At 60.0% G+C, this 15,826-nt stretch carries 14 protein-coding genes; 11 read left to right on the top strand and 3 right to left on the bottom strand.

The features are described from left to right. Nucleotides 1-23 precede the first annotated feature (23 nt). Nucleotides 24-1,655: a Na+/H+ antiporter gene (locus ACM6I0_RS28335; protein ID WP_285430376.1), complete on the bottom strand. Its 1,632-nt coding sequence runs from the start codon at nt 1,653-1,655 to the stop codon at nt 24-26. A 214-nt stretch (nt 1,656-1,869) separates the two neighbouring features. Between ACM6I0_RS28335 and ACM6I0_RS28330 the strand changes: the two genes are divergently transcribed. From ACM6I0_RS28330 to ACM6I0_RS28315, 4 genes are all read left to right on the top strand, one after another. Next, nucleotides 1,870-2,232: an ArsC family reductase gene (locus tag ACM6I0_RS28330; protein WP_222589966.1), complete on the top strand. Its 363-nt coding sequence runs from the start codon at nt 1,870-1,872 to the stop codon at nt 2,230-2,232. A 32-nt stretch (nt 2,233-2,264) separates the two neighbouring features. Continuing rightward, nucleotides 2,265-3,299 carry a 2,3,4,5-tetrahydropyridine-2,6-dicarboxylate N-succinyltransferase gene (gene dapD / locus ACM6I0_RS28325; RefSeq protein ID WP_285430377.1) on the top strand — a complete coding sequence of 345 codons (1,035 nt, stop codon included), beginning with the start codon at nt 2,265-2,267 and terminating at the stop codon, nt 3,297-3,299. 87 nt (nt 3,300-3,386) lie between these two features. Further along, nucleotides 3,387-4,592: an aminotransferase class V-fold PLP-dependent enzyme gene (locus ACM6I0_RS28320; protein ID WP_414923821.1), complete on the top strand. Its 1,206-nt coding sequence runs from the start codon at nt 3,387-3,389 to the stop codon at nt 4,590-4,592. After that, nucleotides 4,589-4,993, top strand: a complete 405-nt coding sequence (locus ACM6I0_RS28315) for a SufE family protein (protein ID WP_414923820.1) — start codon at nt 4,589-4,591, stop codon at nt 4,991-4,993. The genes ACM6I0_RS28320 and ACM6I0_RS28315 overlap by 4 nt, the downstream gene beginning before the upstream one ends. An 89-nt stretch (nt 4,994-5,082) precedes the next feature. Here ACM6I0_RS28315 and tcdA read toward each other — a convergent pair whose 3' ends face one another. Next, the gene (gene tcdA / locus ACM6I0_RS28310; RefSeq protein WP_090187862.1) at nt 5,083-5,901 is read right to left on the bottom strand and encodes a tRNA cyclic N6-threonylcarbamoyladenosine(37) synthase TcdA; all 819 of its coding nucleotides are present in this window, start codon (nt 5,899-5,901) and stop codon (nt 5,083-5,085) included. A 213-nt stretch (nt 5,902-6,114) separates the two neighbouring features. On the opposite strand from tcdA, the gene ACM6I0_RS28305 reads away from it, so the two are divergent. From ACM6I0_RS28305 to ACM6I0_RS28290, 4 genes are all read left to right on the top strand, one after another. Then, on the top strand, nt 6,115-8,706 hold the full coding sequence (locus ACM6I0_RS28305; protein ID WP_285429964.1) for a glycosyltransferase: 2,592 nt from the start codon (nt 6,115-6,117) through the stop codon (nt 8,704-8,706). A gap of 219 nt (nt 8,707-8,925) precedes the next feature. Further along, nucleotides 8,926-10,077 carry a succinyl-diaminopimelate desuccinylase gene (dapE, locus tag ACM6I0_RS28300; protein ID WP_414923819.1) on the top strand — a complete coding sequence of 384 codons (1,152 nt, stop codon included), beginning with the start codon at nt 8,926-8,928 and terminating at the stop codon, nt 10,075-10,077. After that, complete coding sequence (locus tag ACM6I0_RS28295) at nt 10,077-10,886, top strand: putative RNA methyltransferase (protein WP_414923818.1); 810 nt, start codon at nt 10,077-10,079, stop codon at nt 10,884-10,886. The genes dapE and ACM6I0_RS28295 overlap by 1 nt, the downstream gene beginning before the upstream one ends. Before the next feature lie 75 nt (nt 10,887-10,961). After that, on the top strand, nt 10,962-11,339 hold the full coding sequence (locus ACM6I0_RS28290; RefSeq protein ID WP_285429959.1) for a hypothetical protein: 378 nt from the start codon (nt 10,962-10,964) through the stop codon (nt 11,337-11,339). Between the two features lie 123 nt (nt 11,340-11,462). Here ACM6I0_RS28290 and ACM6I0_RS28285 read toward each other — a convergent pair whose 3' ends face one another. Further along, nucleotides 11,463-11,672 carry a cold-shock protein gene (locus tag ACM6I0_RS28285; protein ID WP_008146705.1) on the bottom strand — a complete coding sequence of 70 codons (210 nt, stop codon included), beginning with the start codon at nt 11,670-11,672 and terminating at the stop codon, nt 11,463-11,465. A 165-nt stretch (nt 11,673-11,837) separates the two neighbouring features. Between ACM6I0_RS28285 and plsB the strand changes: the two genes are divergently transcribed. The 3 genes from plsB to ACM6I0_RS28270 all read left to right on the top strand — a co-directional run bounded on the left by plsB (nt 11,838) and on the right by ACM6I0_RS28270 (nt 15,806). Continuing rightward, nucleotides 11,838-14,321 carry a glycerol-3-phosphate 1-O-acyltransferase PlsB gene (gene plsB / locus ACM6I0_RS28280; RefSeq protein ID WP_414923817.1) on the top strand — a complete coding sequence of 828 codons (2,484 nt, stop codon included), beginning with the start codon at nt 11,838-11,840 and terminating at the stop codon, nt 14,319-14,321. Nucleotides 14,322-14,433: 112 nt separating this feature from the next. Further along, nucleotides 14,434-15,063, top strand: a complete 630-nt coding sequence (locus ACM6I0_RS28275) for a hypothetical protein (protein WP_414923816.1) — start codon at nt 14,434-14,436, stop codon at nt 15,061-15,063. 53 nt (nt 15,064-15,116) lie between these two features. Continuing rightward, nucleotides 15,117-15,806: a DUF4197 domain-containing protein gene (locus ACM6I0_RS28270; RefSeq protein ID WP_285429955.1), complete on the top strand. Its 690-nt coding sequence runs from the start codon at nt 15,117-15,119 to the stop codon at nt 15,804-15,806. Nucleotides 15,807-15,826: the final 20 nt, after the last annotated feature.

Below are 15,826 nucleotides of genomic sequence, written 5' to 3'. Positions count from 1 at the left end.
CCTGACCGAGACCGGTGAAGGTATTACTTCACCGCACCGAGATTGGCTTCACTCAAGTCCAATTCCCCCAGCACTTCGCGCAATACGTCATCACCAATCTGGTGATGACGGCTCAGGCTGTAAAGCTCAAGGCGTTGCGCCCGCAGCGCCTTCAAGCGCAATCGTCGCTCCAGCAGGTCCATCTGGAACGCCAGCGCCTGGGCTTCCGCCGAATCGTTAAACACCTCCAGCTGATGCCGATACTCGGACATGATCCGCGCTTTCAGTTCCACAGCCAGCGCGGCCTGTGCGGCGTCTTGCGGATTGACCTCTTCGATTTCCAGCGCATGGATCGCCGCTTCGGCAGTCTTGCGCCAGGCGTCACGCACTTCGTTACGGCGCTTGTCGTCGGGACTTTTCTCGATGCCGCGCAGCAACAGAGGCAACGCGATGCACGCGGAGATCAACGACAGCAGAATCACGCCGGCGGCGATGAATATCAGCAGATCGCGCTCGGGAAACGCATTGCCTTCCAACAGCAACGGTACCGACAGTATGCCCGCCAGCGTCACGGCCCCGCGCACCCCGCCGACCGTCAACAACCAGCAGGAACGTGCGGTCGGCACTTGTGTCATCTCTCCCCTGCCGCGCCAGCGCCGCAGCACAACAGACAAGCGCCAGATGCTCTGCACCCAGACGAAGCGCAACACCAGCAGCACCAGAAATATGGCGACCACGTCCAGGCAACGGTAAAGCAGTGTCGGCCACAACGACGTTTCATGGCTGGCCACGGCCTTGATGATGTCCGGCAGTTGCAAGCCCAGCAGCAGGAAAATCAAACCGTTGAAGGCAAACTCAAGCAGCGACCAGACACTGCGATTGAGCAATCGGGTGCTGGTCTGGCGCGGCAGCAGATCGAGCCAACTCTGCATCATCCCCGCCGCCACGGCGGACAAAATGCCGGATGCACCGAGACGTTCCGCCACCACATAAGCGGCGAACGGCAGCAGCAACATAAACACCACATGAGTCGCTGGATCATCCCAGCCGCGAGCGATCATCCACGAACGCAGACGTCCCACCAGCCAGCTCAATGCGACGCCGACCGCCAGGCCGCCGGCCGCCACCAACACGAAGGTCACACTGGCGTTGGCCAGCGAGAAAACGCCCGTTACCGCTGCTGCCAAAGCAAATTTGAACGTCACCAGGCCCGAGGCATCGTTCATCAGCGCCTCACCTTGCAACATGTGCATCAACGGCGTGGGCAGACGATCCCGGGAGATGGCCGAGACGGCCACGGCATCCGTGGGCGACAACACCGCCGCCAAGGCAAAAGCCACTGGCAGCGGAATGCCGGGTAACAACCAGTGAATGAAATAGCCGGCGCCGACCACAGTGAACAGCACCAACCCCACCGCCAGTGTCAGGATCGGCCCGCGCAGGCGCCAAAGTTCACGCTTGGGCATTCGCCAGCCATCGGAGAACAACAGCGGTGGCAGAAACAGGAAGAGGAACAGTTCGGGATCCAGGGCCACATGCAGCCCCAGCGTCGGCCAGGCCAACAGCGCACCCGCGCCAATCTGTACCAGCGGCAATGGCAGCGGGATTACCCGTCCGATCAGGCGTGAAACGCCAACCAGCATCAACAGGATCAGGACGGTGTAGGCGGTTTGCATAAAGCGTGGGTTCCCAGGCAATCGACAGCATCGAAGTGCCATATTAGCCGCATAGACTGCCGGCTGACCGTTGCACTAATGTCGCACGTTCTCGCGCCCAACCTGACAACCCTGTGGGAGTAAGCTCGCGCCCACAGGGTTTTGGGTTTTAACTCAAGGGTCATGGCATAATCCGTCACCTTTAATTTCCAGCACCTGCAAAGGGGGCAATTCCTTGACCGTTTCAAGTAAAACGTTGCACCTTTTCGGCATCAAAGCCTGCGACACCATGAAAAAGGCGCGCACCTGGCTCGATGAACACGCTGTCAGCTATGACTTTCATGACTACAAGACGGTCGGAATCGACCGTGAACACCTGACCCAATGGTGCGACGAGCACGGTTGGCAAGTGGTGTTGAACCGTGCAGGCACGACCTTTCGCAAGCTCGACGACGAACGCAAAGCCGATCTCGACCAGCGCAAAGCCATCGAACTGATGCTCGCACAACCCTCGATGATCAAGCGCCCGGTGCTTGATCTCGGTGACCGAACCCTGATTGGCTTCAAGCCAGATATCTACGCGGCCGCACTCAAGTAAGCAGCCCGTTCCATTTTGTTAGAGGTATCAACATGTCCACTACTCTGTTCAGCCTGGCCTTTGGTGTCGGCACTCAAAACCGTCAAGGCGCATGGCTGGAAGTGTTTTACGCGCAGCCGCTGCTCAATCCATCGGCTGAACTGGTCGCTGCCATCGCACCGGTTCTGGGTTACTCCGAAGGCAATCAGGCCATCGCATTCAGCACCGCCCAGGCCTCGCAACTGGCTGAAGCGCTGAAAAATGTCGACGCTGCGCAAGCCGCGCTGCTGACCCGCCTGGCCGAGAGCCACAAGCCGCTGGTCGCCACGATCCTGGCCGAAGACGTACAACTGACCTCCACGCCTGAGGCTTACCTCAAGCTGCACCTGCTGTCCCATCGTCTGGTCAAGCCGCACGGCCTGAACCTGGCCGGTGTGTTCCCGCTGCTGCCGAACGTGGCCTGGACCAGCCAGGGCGCGATCGACCTGGCCGAACTGGCCGAGCATCAACTGGAAGCCCGCCTGCGCGGCGAGCTGCTGGAAGTGTTCTCGGTGGACAAGTTCCCGAAAATGACCGACTACGTAGTACCGGCCGGCGTGCGTATCGCTGACGCGGCGCGTATTCGTCTGGGCGCTTACGTGGGCGAAGGCACCACCGTGATGCACGAAGGTTTCGTCAACTTCAACGCCGGTACCGAAGGCCCGGGCATGATCGAGGGCCGTGTGTCGGCTGGCGTGTTCGTCGGCAAGGGCTCGGACCTGGGCGGCGGTTGCTCGACCATGGGCACCCTGTCGGGCGGCGGCAACATCGTGATCAAGGTCGGCGAAGGCTGCCTGATCGGCGCCAACGCCGGTATCGGTATCCCGTTGGGCGATCGCAACACCGTTGAGTCGGGCCTGTATGTGACCGCTGGCACCAAAGTGGCGCTGTTGGACGAAAAAAATCAGCTGGTCAAGGTCGTGAAAGCCCGCGAACTGGCTGGTCAACCTGACCTGCTGTTCCGCCGCAATTCGGAAACCGGTGCCGTGGAATGCAAAACCCACAAATCGGCGATCGAACTGAACGAAGCGCTGCACGCTCACAACTAAGCGTCGAATGACCCACTGTGGGAGCGAGCCGGCTCGCTCCCACAGGGTTTGTCGTACATCCGCCCATGTTTAACAGGGCCCGATAGCATGTTGATTCGCTCTCCCTGGCGCGCCGACTTCCCGGCCATCGCCGCGCTGCAACGGCAAGACCAGACGTATCTGGACAACGCCGCCACCACGCAAAAACCTCAAGCCCTATTGGACGCCCTGGCGCATTACTACGCCAATGGCGCGGCCAACGTGCATCGGGCGCAACATTTGCCCGGCGCCCACGCCACCCAGGCGTTCGAGGCCAGCCGCAGCAAGGTCGCTCACTGGCTGAATGCCGGCGACTGCGGGCAAATCATCTTCACCCACGGCGCGACTTCCGCGCTGAACCTCCTGGCTTATGGCCTCGACCACTTATTCAATCCAGGCGATGAGATTGTCATCAGCGCCCTGGAGCATCACGCTAACCTGCTGCCGTGGCAGCAACTGGCGCAACGTCGCGATTTGAAACTGGTGATTCTGCCTCTGGACGGCGACGGTTTGATTGACCTCGATGCCGCCACGCACTTGATCAATCCACGTACCCGCTTGCTCGCCGTCAGCCAGCTGTCGAACGTGCTCGGCGCCTGGCAGCCGTTGCCGGCATTGCTGGCGATGGCCAAGGCGCATGACGCCTTGACCGTGGTCGACGGTGCTCAAGGCGTGGTTCATGGCCGCCATGACGTGCAGGCGCTGGGTTGCGACTTCTATGTGTTTTCCAGCCACAAGCTGTATGGCCCTGACGGTTTAGGCGTGTTGTTCGGGCGCAATGAAGCGCTGAAACAATTGCGTCACTGGCAGTTTGGCGGCGAAATGGTGATGGATGCGGACTACCAGAGCGCACGCTTTCGCCCTGCGCCGCTGGGTTTCGAGGCGGGTACACCGCCGATTGCGAGTGTGATTGGCCTGGGGGCGACGCTGGATTATCTGGCGGGGCTCGATCAGGACGCGGTGTGCGCCCATGAAGCGGCGCTGCATGACTATTTATTGAAAGGTCTTGAAGCCCGCAAAGGCATTCAATTGCTCGGCAAGCCACAGCTGGCATTGGCCAGTTTTGTCGTTGAGGGTGTGCATAACTCTGATCTGGCGCATTTGCTCACCGAACAAGGGATCGCCGTTCGCGCCGGACATCACTGTGCCATGCCGTTGCTGAAAAGCTTTGAGCTGGCGGGAGCGATCCGGGTGTCGTTGGCGCTGTACAACGATTCCGAAGATCTGGAACGCTTCTTCGAGGCGCTGGATCAGGCCCTGGAGTTGCTGCGATGAGCTTGCCCGCCGAGGCCGTTACAGCGCTGGAGACCTTTCAGAGCGCTTCCAGCTGGGAGCAACGCGCGCGATTGCTGATGCAATGGGGCGAGCGCCTGCCGGCATTGAGCGCTGAGGATAAAGTCGACGCCAATCGTGTACACGGCTGTGAAAGCCAGGTGTGGCTTGTGGGCTCGCTGGAGGACGGTCACTGGCAGTTCGCGGCGAGCAGCGATGCGCGGCTGATTCGCGGGTTGGTGGCGTTGCTGCTGGCGCGGGTCAACGGCTTGTCGGCGGCTGAGCTGCGAGAAGTGGATTTGCCGGAGTGGTTCAATCAGCTAGGGCTTTCGCGGCAACTGTCGCCTTCGCGCAGTAACGGCCTCAATGCCGTGTTACAGCGGATGAATGAGTTGGCGGGCTAACCGCCATCGCGAGCAAGCTCGCTCCCACAGGGGAACGCATTCCAATGTGGGAGCGAGCTTGCTCGCGATGAGGCCATCAGCCATACCGATCAAACCTGAGGCTTGATGCGATCCGAAGGACGCCGCACACCCGCCACAATCTTATCCACAGCCTTGGTCGCCGCGACCATGCCAAACGTCGCCGTGACCATCATCACTGCGCCAAACCCGCCCGCGCAGTCGAGCTTCACGCCGTCTCCGACAAAACTCTTCTGCAAACAGATGCTGCCGTCCGGTTTCGGGTAGCGCAGTTGTTCGGTGGAAAACACGCACGGCACGCTGTAATGGCGCGTCACGGTGCGGGAGAAGTTGTAATCACGGCGCAACGTCGAGCGTACTTTCGAGGCCAGCGGATCGTTGAACGTGCGGTTAAGGTCGCAGACCTGGATCAGCGTCGGGTCGATCTGACCGCCGGCGCCGCCGGTGGTAATGATCTGAATCTTGCGGCGCTTGCACCAGGCGATGAGCGCGGCCTTGGCATTCACACTGTCGATGCAGTCGATCACGCAATCGATGTTCGGCGTGATGTACTCGGCCATGGTCTCGCGGGTGACGAAATCCGCCACCGCGTGCACCGTGCAGTCCGGATTGATCCCGCGCAGGCGTTCGGCCATCACCTCGACCTTGGGCTTGCCGACGGTGCTGTCCAGCGCGTGCAGCTGGCGGTTGGCGTTGCTGACGCAAACGTCGTCCAGGTCAAACAGCGAAATCTCGCCAACGCCACACCGCGCAACGGCTTCCGCCGCCCAGGAACCGACGCCACCGACGCCGACAATCGCCACATGGGCGGCGCGCAGGCGCTCAAGGCCCTCGATGCCATACAAGCGGGCGATGCCGGCAAACCGCGGATCTTCTGTACTCATGACCATTACCCCAAAAACCGGCGCGCATTATAGGCCCACCGCGCGAGAACTTTTCACCTTCCGGCTAGAAGTGTAAGAACTTATGTGAAACCCAATTGCCCAATGTCAGGCTTTTCCCTGCCTGCTGTACGGTAAGTGAAAGCACGGTGTAGGATGCGCGCCCCTTGGCCGACAGCCGACCGTTCCTTCGTTCCACTGCCTTTGGAACCTGAAATAGCTATGTCATCGCGTAAATTTGGACTCAACCTGGTCGTGGTGCTCGCCATCGCAGCCTTGTTTACCGGCTTCTGGGCGCTGATCAACCGCCCGGTCACCGCCCCCAACTGGCCCGAACAGATCTCCGGTTTTTCGTACTCGCCGTTTCAACAAGGCCAGTACCCACAGAAAGACCAATACCCTAGCGACGATGAAATGCGTCGTGACCTGGAGATCATGAGCAAGCTGACGGACAACATCCGTACTTACTCGGTCGACGGCACCCTGCAAGACATTCCCAAACTGGCCGAAGAGTTCGGTTTGCGGGTAACGCTGGGGATCTGGATCAGTCCGGACCAGGAACGCAACGAACGCGAGATCACCCGCGCCATCGAAATTGCCAACTCGTCCCGCAGCGTGGTTCGCGTGGTGGTCGGTAACGAGGCGATCTTCCGTAAGGAAATCACCGCCAAGGACCTGAGCGTGATCCTCGATCGCGTCCGCGCAGCCGTGAAGGTGCCGGTGACCACGTCCGAGCAGTGGCACGTCTGGGAAGAACACCCGGAACTGGCCAAGCACGTCGACCTGATCGCCGCCCACATACTGCCCTACTGGGAATTCATCCCGGTGGACAAGGCCGGCCAATTCGTCCTCGACCGCGCCCGCGACCTGAAAAAAATGTTCCCGAAAAAGCCGCTGCTGCTCTCGGAGGTTGGCTGGCCGAGCAACGGCCGCATGCGTGGCGGCACCGATGCGAGCCCGGCAGATCAGGCGATCTACCTGCGCACATTGGTCAACAAACTCAATCGCCAGGGCTTCAACTACTTCGTGATCGAAGCGTTTGACCAGCCGTGGAAAGCCAGCGACGAAGGTTCTGTGGGCGCTTACTGGGGCGTGTTCAACGCTGCCCGCCAGCAGAAATTCAACTTCGAAGGCCCGGTGGTCGCGATCCCGCAATGGCGCGTGCTGGCCATCGGTTCGGCGGTGCTGGCCTTGCTGTCCCTGACGTTGCTGATGATTGACGGCTCGGCCCTGCGTCAACGCGGTCGCACTTTCCTGACCTTTATCGCGTTCCTTTGCGGTTCGGTATTGGTGTGGATCGGTTACGACTACAGCCAGCAATACAGCACCTGGTTCAGCCTGACGGTGGGTTTCCTGCTCGCCCTCGGCGCACTCGGGGTCTTTATCGTTCTGCTGACCGAGGCGCATGAACTGGCCGAAGCGGTCTGGACGCACAAGCGTCGGCGCGAATTCCTGCCGGTGGTCGGCGAGTCGGACTACCGACCGAAAGTCTCGATCCACGTGCCGTGCTACAACGAACCGCCGGAGATGGTCAAACAGACCCTCAACGCCCTGGCCAATCTCGACTATCCGGACTTCGAAGTCCTGATCATCGACAACAACACCAAGGACCCGGCGGTCTGGGAACCTGTTCGCGATTACTGCGAAACCCTCGGCCCGCGCTTCAAGTTCTTCCACGTTGCACCGCTGGCCGGTTTCAAGGGCGGCGCGCTCAATTACCTGATTCCGCACACCGCCAAGGATGCCGAAGTCATCGCGGTGATCGACTCGGACTACTGCGTCGACCCGAACTGGCTCAAGCACATGGTGCCGCACTTCGCCGACCCGAAAATCGCCGTGGTGCAGTCGCCACAGGATTATCGCGACCAGAACGAAAGCACCTTCAAGAAGCTTTGCTACGCGGAATACAAAGGCTTCTTCCACATCGGCATGGTCACCCGCAACGACCGTGACGCGATCATCCAGCACGGCACCATGACCATGACCCGGCGCTCGGTGCTCGAAGAACTCGGCTGGGCTGACTGGTGCATCTGTGAAGATGCCGAGTTGGGCCTGCGCGTGTTCGAGAAAGGCCTGTCGGCGGCGTATTACCACACCAGTTACGGCAAGGGCCTGATGCCCGATACCTTTATCGACTTCAAGAAACAGCGTTTCCGCTGGGCCTATGGTGCGATTCAGATCATCAAGCGTCACACCGCCAGCTTGCTGCGCGGCAAGGGCACCGAGCTGACCCGTGGCCAGCGTTACCACTTCCTCGCGGGCTGGTTGCCGTGGGTCGCGGACGGCATGAACATCTTCTTCACTGTCGGCGCGTTGTTGTGGTCGGCGGCGATGATCATCGTGCCGCAGCGGGTCGATCCGCCGTTGCTGATTTTCGCGATCCCGCCATTGGCGCTGTTCGTGTTCAAGGTCGGCAAGATCATCTTCCTCTACCGTCGCGCGGTCGGGGTCAACCTCAAGGATGCGTTCTGCGCGGCACTGGCCGGGCTGGCGTTGTCGCACACCATCGCCAAAGCGGTGCTGTACGGTTTCTTCACCAGCAGCATTCCGTTCTTCCGCACACCGAAAAACGCCGATAACCACGGCTTTTGGGTGGCGATTTCGGAAGCGCGTGAAGAAGTATTCATCATGCTGCTGTTGTGGGGCGCGGCGCTGGGGATCTTCCTGGTGAACGGGTTGCCGAGCAACGACATGCGTTTCTGGGTGACCATGTTGCTGGTGCAATCACTGCCGTACCTGGCGGCGCTGATCATGGCGTTCCTGTCTTCGCTGCCCAAACCGGTGGTCGAAACAGAGACGGCGCCAGCGGTCTAAATCTTTGCAGATGCACTAAACGGCGGCCAATGGCCGCCGTTTTGCTTTAAGATAACCGCCATTTTGCAGGGCTTGGCGTGATCTCCATCCCTGTGGGAGCCAGCCTGCTGGCGATGGCAATGTAACAATCACAGTTTATGTTGACTGCCACACCGCCATCGCCAGCAGGCTGGCTCCCACATTAGTCCGCGCCCACATTCATGATCTCCGGAGTTTTCCATGACGGCCCACGCCGACCTTTCGCCGACCCTTCAACTCGCCATCGACCTGATCCGCCGTCCGTCCGTGACCCCGGTCGACGCCGATTGCCAGAAGCAGATGATGCAGCGCCTGGGCGATGCCGGTTTCAAACTGGAACCGATGCGCATCGAAGATGTGGATAACTTCTGGGCGACCCACGGCAAACACGACGGCCCGGTGCTGTGCTTCGCCGGTCACACCGACGTGGTGCCGACCGGCCCCGTGACCGCTTGGCAGATCGACCCGTTCAACGCGCTGATCGATGAACACGGCATGCTCTGCGGCCGTGGCGCCGCAGACATGAAAGGCAGTCTGGCGTCGATGACCGTGGCAGCCGAGCGCTTTGTCGCCGACTACCCGGACCACAAGGGCAAGGTCGCATTCCTGATCACCAGCGACGAAGAAGGCCCGGCGCACCACGGCACCAAGGCTGTGGTCGAACGCCTGGCGGCGCGCAAGGAACGTCTGGACTGGTGCATCGTCGGCGAACCGTCGAGCACCACGCTGGTGGGCGATGTGGTCAAGAACGGCCGTCGTGGCTCCCTCGGCGCCAAGCTGACCGTACGCGGCGTGCAAGGTCACGTGGCCTATCCGCACCTCGCCAAGAACCCGATCCACCTGTCAGCTCCGGCGCTGGCCGAACTGGCTGCCGAGCACTGGGACCACGGCAACGATTTCTTCCCGCCGACCAGTTTCCAGATCTCCAACGTCAACTCCGGCACCGGCGCGACCAACGTCATCCCGGGCGATCTGGTGGCGGTGTTCAACTTCCGCTTCTCCACCGAATCCACTGTTGAAGGCCTGCAAAAGCGCGTTGCCGACATCCTCGACAAGCATGGCCTGGACTGGCATATCGACTGGGCGCTGTCCGGCCTGCCGTTCCTGACCGAGCCGGGCGCGCTGCTCGATGCCGTGGCCTCGAGCATCAAGGACGTCACCGGTCGCGAAACCAAGGCGTCCACCAGCGGTGGCACCTCCGACGGTCGCTTCATCGCGACCATGGGCACACAGGTGGTTGAACTGGGCCCGGTCAACGCGACGATTCACCAGGTCAACGAACGTGTACTGGCCGCCGACCTCGATGTGCTGACCGAAATCTATTACCAGACCCTGATCAAGTTGCTCGCCTGATGCTCGCCTGCCCGATCTGCAGCGAACCGCTGAACGCGGTGGACAACGGCGTGGCCTGCCCCGCCGGGCATCGTTTCGACCGTGCGCGCCAGGGTTACCTGAACCTGTTGCCGGTGCAGCACAAAAACAGCCGCGACCCTGGGGATAACCTGGCGATGGTCGAAGCGCGCCGCGACTTCTTGAACGCCGGCCATTACGCGCCGGTGGCCAAGCGTCTGGCGGAACTGGCGGCGCAGTACGCGCCGCAGCGCTGGCTCGACATCGGTTGTGGCGAGGGTTACTACACCGCGCAAATCGCCGACGCCTTGCCCAACGCTGACGGTTACGCGCTGGACATCTCCCGGGAAGCAGTCAAACGCGCCTGCAAGCGCAATCCGCAACTGACCTGGTTGATCGCCAGCATGGCGCGGGTGCCGTTGGCGTCCGGCAGTTGCCAGTTCCTGGCCAGCGTCTTCAGCCCTTTGGATTGGGAAGAAGCCAAGCGCTTGCTCAGCCCGGGCGGCGGCTTGATGAAAGTCGGGCCCACCAGCGGTCATCTGATGGAGTTGCGCGAGCGGCTTTACGACGAAGTCCGCGAGTACACCGACGACAAGCACCTGGCCCTGGTGCCCGAAGGCATGACGTTGCAGCACAGCGAAACCCTGGAGTTCAAACTGACGCTGGAAAAAGGTCAGGACCGGGCGAACCTGTTGGCCATGACGCCTCACGGCTGGCGCGCCAGTGCCGAACGCCGGGCGGCGGTAATCGAACAGGCCGAGCCGTTCGAGGTCACTGTTTCGATGCGCTACGATTATTTCGTACTTCAATAATTTTTGGTGTCGAGCAAACGCTCGAGGCCGGCTAAATCCGCGAATGGATTTTTCAAGACCGCAGTGAGGACATCCATGCGCCAACCCGATATCGAGATTTACCTGAAAGACGCCGACGTCGACTACAAGGCCATCGCGGCCTGGCTCGGCCAAGCGTTGGGCCCGTGCACCGACTGGGTCCAGAAAGGTCAGACTTACAAGTGCAAGGCTGGCAACGTACCCGTCACCTGGCTGCCCAAGGCGGTAGGCAAATGGAACAGCCTGTACCTGGAAAGCGATCAAACGCCGTGGGACGACGACATCGCCTGTGCCCGCGCAGCCTTTGCCGCATTGAACGTTGAAGTGCGCTGTGCACCGGGGACGTGGATCGAGGAAGAAGGTGAAGAAACGGCGGACCGCTGGATGCGCATCAGCGCCGACGGCGAAGAAGAAATCACCTGGAAAACCACTTGAGACACTGATCGTTCCCACGCTCTGCGTGGGAATGCCTCAACGGGCGCTCTGCGTCCACTTCTGGGACGCAGAGCGTCCCGGGCTGCATTCCCACGCAGAGCGTGGGAACGATCCTTAATAGGTTTACAGCCCCACAACATCCTCAGCCTGCAAGCCCTTCTCGCCGGTCACCACGCCGTATTCAACCTGCTGACCTTCAGCCAGCGAGCGATGCCCCTCACCGCGAATCGCGCGGTAATGCACGAACACGTCCACCCCGTCCTCGCGCTGAATAAACCCGTAGCCTTTGGCGTCGTTGAACCACTTCACATTGCCGGTTTCGCGCGTTGCCATGTCAGTACTCCCCTTGTTTTTATTTTGAACGGCCGAGTATATGACAGCCGCCAAAACTCTCAACTCAAGTTTACTTAGCCGCTTTTTTGCCGATTTTAAGCGAATACGGCACACTATCGGCCGCCCGAGCAATTGCTCGGTTTTACTCACTCAAGCAGAAGCCGTATGACCCGCTCCCCGTTCCGCCGTCTTGTGTTTGGCACCCTGCGCCGACTGTTGTACCTCTGGGTTCGCTCGGAGACGATCAATCAGTCGTCGTTCACCCTCAACCTCGACCGCAGCCGTCCGGTGTTCTACGTTCTGCAAAACCCTTCGCTGACCGACCTGGCCGTGGTCGACACCGAATGCACCAAGGCAGGCCTGCCTCGCCCGGTACTGCCGGTCTCGGTGGGCAACCTGGTGGAGCCCGCCGCGTTCTTTTACCTGACCCCGGAGCCCGACTGGCTCGGCCGTCAGGACAAACGCGGCGCGCCGCCAACCTTGACTCGACTGGTCAGCGCCCTGAGCCAGAACGCTGCCGAAGACGCACAGATCATTCCGGTCAGCGTGTTCTGGGGCCAATCGCCAGACAGCGAATCGAGCCCATGGAAACTGCTGTTCGCCGACAGTTGGGCGGTGACCGGGCGCCTGCGCCGGTTGCTGAGCATCATCGTCCTGGGGCGCAAGACCCGCGTGCAGTTCTCCGCGCCGATTAATCTGCGTGAGCTGATCGATCACAACAAAGGCCACGAGCGCACAGTGCGCATGGCCCAGCGGATCCTGCGGGTCCACTTCCGCAACCTCAAAGCCGCAGTGATCGGGCCGGACATTTCCCACCGTCGCAACCTGGTCAAAGGCCTGCTCAACCAACCGCTGGTCAAACAGGCGATCCTCGACGAAGCCGAGCGCGAAAACATCTCCCTGGACAAAGCCAAGGCCCAGGCCTTGCGCTACGGCAACGAGATCGCCTCGGACTACACCTACACCGCGATCCGCTTCCTGGAAGTGGTGCTGAGCTGGTTCTGGAACAAGATCTACGACGGCATCAAGGTCAACCACATCGAAGGCGTGCAGAACGTCGCACAAGGTCACGAAGTGATCTACGTGCCGTGCCACCGCAGCCACATCGACTACTTGCTGCTCTCGTACCTGCTGTTCCGCAACGGCCTGACCCCACCGCACGTCGCCGCCGGGATCAACCTCAACATGCCGGTGATCGGCAGTCTGCTGCGCCGTGGCGGTGCGTTCTTCATGCGCCGCACGTTCAAGGGCAATCCGCTGTACACCTCGGTGTTCAACGAATACCTGCACACCTTGTTCACCAAGGGTTTCCCGGTCGAATATTTCGTCGAGGGCGGCCGTTCGCGGACCGGGCGCATGCTGCAACCGAAAACCGGGATGCTGGCAATCACCCTGCGCAGCTTCCTGCGTTCATCGCGCATGCCGATCGTGTTCATTCCGGTGTACATCGGCTACGAACGAGTACTCGAAGGCCGGACTTACCTCGGCGAACTGCGCGGGGCGACCAAGAAGAAAGAATCGATCTTCGACATCTTCAAAGTCATTGGCGCTCTCAAGCAGCGCTTCGGCCAAGTGGCGGTGAACTTCGGCGAGCCGATAAAACTGGCGGAATTCCTCGACAGCGAACAGCCGGACTGGCGCCAACAGGAACTGGGTCCGCAGTTCAAACCGGCGTGGCTCAACGAAACCACCAACCGCCTCGGCGACAAAGTCGCGCAGCACCTGAACGAAGCGGCGGCGATCAACCCGGTCAACCTCGTGGCGCTGGCCTTGCTGTCCACCAGCCGCCTGGCGCTGGATGATCGCGCCATGGCGCGGGTGCTCGACCTGTATCTGGCGCTGTTGCGCAAAGTCCCTTATTCGCCGCACACCACGTTGCCGGAAGGTGACGGTCGCGCGCTGATCGAGCATGTGAAGGACATGGACCTGTTGTCGGAACAGAGTGATGCCCTGGGCAAAATCCTGTACCTGGGCGAGCAGAACGCCGTCCTCATGACCTACTACCGCAACAACGTGCTGCACATCTTCGCCCTGCCGTCGCTACTGGCGAGTTTCTTCCAGAGCGCGTCGCGCATGAGCCGCGAGCAAATCCTGCGCTACGCCCGCGCGCTGTATCCGTACCTGCAATCGGAACTGTTCATTCGTTGGTCGCTGGAAGAACTGGATGGCGTAATCGATCAATGGCTGGAAGCGTTCGTCGAACAAGGCCTGCTGCGTTTCGAGAATGACGTCTACCTGCGTCCGGCGCCAAGCTCGCGACATTTCGTGTTGCTGACCTTGCTGTCGAAAAGCATCGCCCAGACCTTACAGCGTTTCTACATGACGGTTTCGCTGTTGCTCAACAGCGGTCAGAACAGTATCAGCGCCGAAGAACTGGAAGACCTGTGCACCGTCATGGCCCAGCGCCTGTCGATCCTGCATGGCTTGAACGCCCCGGAATTCTTCGACAAGAGCCTGTTCAGACACTTCATTCAAACGATGCTGGACCTCGATGTGCTCAAGCGCGACGAAGCCGGCAAATTGAGCTATCACGAACTGCTGGGTGAGCTGGCTGAAGGGGTGGCCAAACGGGTGCTGCCAGCGGAGATTCGATTGTCGATCCGTCAAGTGGCGTTACACCGCAGTGAAGATGCGGCGGATCAGGCTTAGTTAATCTGCCTGTCACTTCCAGACAACAACTAAAAGAACAACCTTGTTCTTTTAGTTGTGCAGATATGAACTAATACAGCCCCGCTCAAACAATCACGATAAGGACATCGCGATGAACACTGCACAAAACACCGATCAATATGTCACGCTGACGTTTAGTTTACCCGATGACTATTTCCCCCCTGAAGGTGGCGAAGGCGAAACCCGGATAAGCGTCTATACCGCAAACACCAAGCCCCCCATCAGTGTGGCAACATCAAGCATTCCCGCCTTGCGCAGTGGACGTTGGAATTTTTCTTTTGCACATAAGTATTTCGATATCAGCGTTAAATACCTTATTACAGTAAACATGACTCACAACGGTATTCCGCTGTTGATTGACCTGGACTACTTTGTGATCGTCCATGCTGCGCCGCACCGACAAACCGTGCATCTGAGTCCTGTCGGGCGCCTCTACATTCAGGCGCAAACGCCACAGGAAGTTAAGCCTGAACAAGCGGTGACCATCGTGGCGCATGAGCACGACGACACGAATGCGCAACTGATCCGAATACACATCAGCGAAAAGATGGCTGAGGCGCTTTATCTGGAATACGATCCGGACACCGTCATCCCTGGTAAACGCTATACCCTGACCGGCATTGAAAACCACTATCTCAATACGATCGAAGTCTACCCTCGCGCCGTTGTATTAAAGCCCTCCATGCCATACAGCTTGACGGCAGCGACCCGTGACCACTGATAATTCGCATCGATGCCGTCCGCTAATTTCCTCTTTCGTACAAGGAAGCTGCCATGCTCCGCCCTACCCTTCGCTTTGCCGGCCTCTGCGCAGGCTTGATGATCTCCGCCAGCGCGCTAGCGCTGTCGCTTGCTGACCTGTCGCAAAAAGACGCCACCGGCGGCCTCAAGGATGCCCTGACCCAAGGCGCGCAACTGGCCGTCAAACAACTAGGCACACCGGGCGGCTTCAGCAACAACCCGGACGTGAAAATCGAACTGCCAGGCAAACTGGGTAAAGTCGCCAGCAAAATGAAGCAGTTCGGCATGGGCGATCAGGTCACTGAGCTTGAAACCAGCATGAACAAAGCGGCTGAAACTGCTGTGACCCAGGCGCAGCCAATCCTGGTGGACGCGGTCAAGAAAATGAGCGTCGAGGATGCCAAAGGCATTCTCAGTGGTGGCAACGACTCAGCAACTCAGTACCTGAGCAAGACCAGCCGCGAACAGATCCGCCTGAAATTCCTGCCGATCGTGAAGCAAGCCACCGACCAGGTTGGCTTGGCCAAGCAATACAATACGTTTGCCGGCCAGGCAGCGACCATGGGCGTGCTGGATACCAAGAACGCCAATATCGAGGGCTACGTGACCGAGCAGGCGCTGAATGGTTTGTTCAAGATGATCGGCAAACAGGAACAAACCATCCGAGAGAACCCGGCTGCTGCGGCGACGAGTTTGGCGAAGAAGGTGTTTGGTACGCTGTAATCTTCAAACCTGATCCTGTG

The sequence above is a fragment of the Pseudomonas sp. IT-P294 genome, assembly GCF_949767865.1.
Lineage (GTDB): Bacteria > Pseudomonadota > Gammaproteobacteria > Pseudomonadales > Pseudomonadaceae > Aquipseudomonas.
Note: the sequence above shows the minus strand (reverse complement) of the source record. Positions and strands in the feature narration are given on the sequence as shown.

What these genes read in the sequence shown, in the direction of transcription:
- ACM6I0_RS28335 (WP_285430376.1), bottom strand. Translation starts at nt 1,655, where the DNA reads ATGCAAACCGCCTACACCGTCCTGATCCTGTTGATGCTGGTTGGCGTT.
- dapD (WP_285430377.1), top strand. Translation starts at nt 2,265, where the DNA reads ATGTCCACTACTCTGTTCAGCCTGGCCTTTGGTGTCGGCACTCAAAAC.
- ACM6I0_RS28320 (WP_414923821.1), top strand. Translation starts at nt 3,387, where the DNA reads ATGTTGATTCGCTCTCCCTGGCGCGCCGACTTCCCGGCCATCGCCGCG.
- ACM6I0_RS28315 (WP_414923820.1), top strand. Translation starts at nt 4,589, where the DNA reads ATGAGCTTGCCCGCCGAGGCCGTTACAGCGCTGGAGACCTTTCAGAGC.
- tcdA (WP_090187862.1), bottom strand. Translation starts at nt 5,901, where the DNA reads ATGGTCATGAGTACAGAAGATCCGCGGTTTGCCGGCATCGCCCGCTTG.
- ACM6I0_RS28305 (WP_285429964.1), top strand. Translation starts at nt 6,115, where the DNA reads ATGTCATCGCGTAAATTTGGACTCAACCTGGTCGTGGTGCTCGCCATC.
- dapE (WP_414923819.1), top strand. Translation starts at nt 8,926, where the DNA reads ATGACGGCCCACGCCGACCTTTCGCCGACCCTTCAACTCGCCATCGAC.
- ACM6I0_RS28295 (WP_414923818.1), top strand. Translation starts at nt 10,077, where the DNA reads ATGCTCGCCTGCCCGATCTGCAGCGAACCGCTGAACGCGGTGGACAAC.
- ACM6I0_RS28290 (WP_285429959.1), top strand. Translation starts at nt 10,962, where the DNA reads ATGCGCCAACCCGATATCGAGATTTACCTGAAAGACGCCGACGTCGAC.
- ACM6I0_RS28285 (WP_008146705.1), bottom strand. Translation starts at nt 11,672, where the DNA reads ATGGCAACGCGCGAAACCGGCAATGTGAAGTGGTTCAACGACGCCAAA.
- plsB (WP_414923817.1), top strand. Translation starts at nt 11,838, where the DNA reads ATGACCCGCTCCCCGTTCCGCCGTCTTGTGTTTGGCACCCTGCGCCGA.
- ACM6I0_RS28275 (WP_414923816.1), top strand. Translation starts at nt 14,434, where the DNA reads ATGAACACTGCACAAAACACCGATCAATATGTCACGCTGACGTTTAGT.
- ACM6I0_RS28270 (WP_285429955.1), top strand. Translation starts at nt 15,117, where the DNA reads ATGCTCCGCCCTACCCTTCGCTTTGCCGGCCTCTGCGCAGGCTTGATG.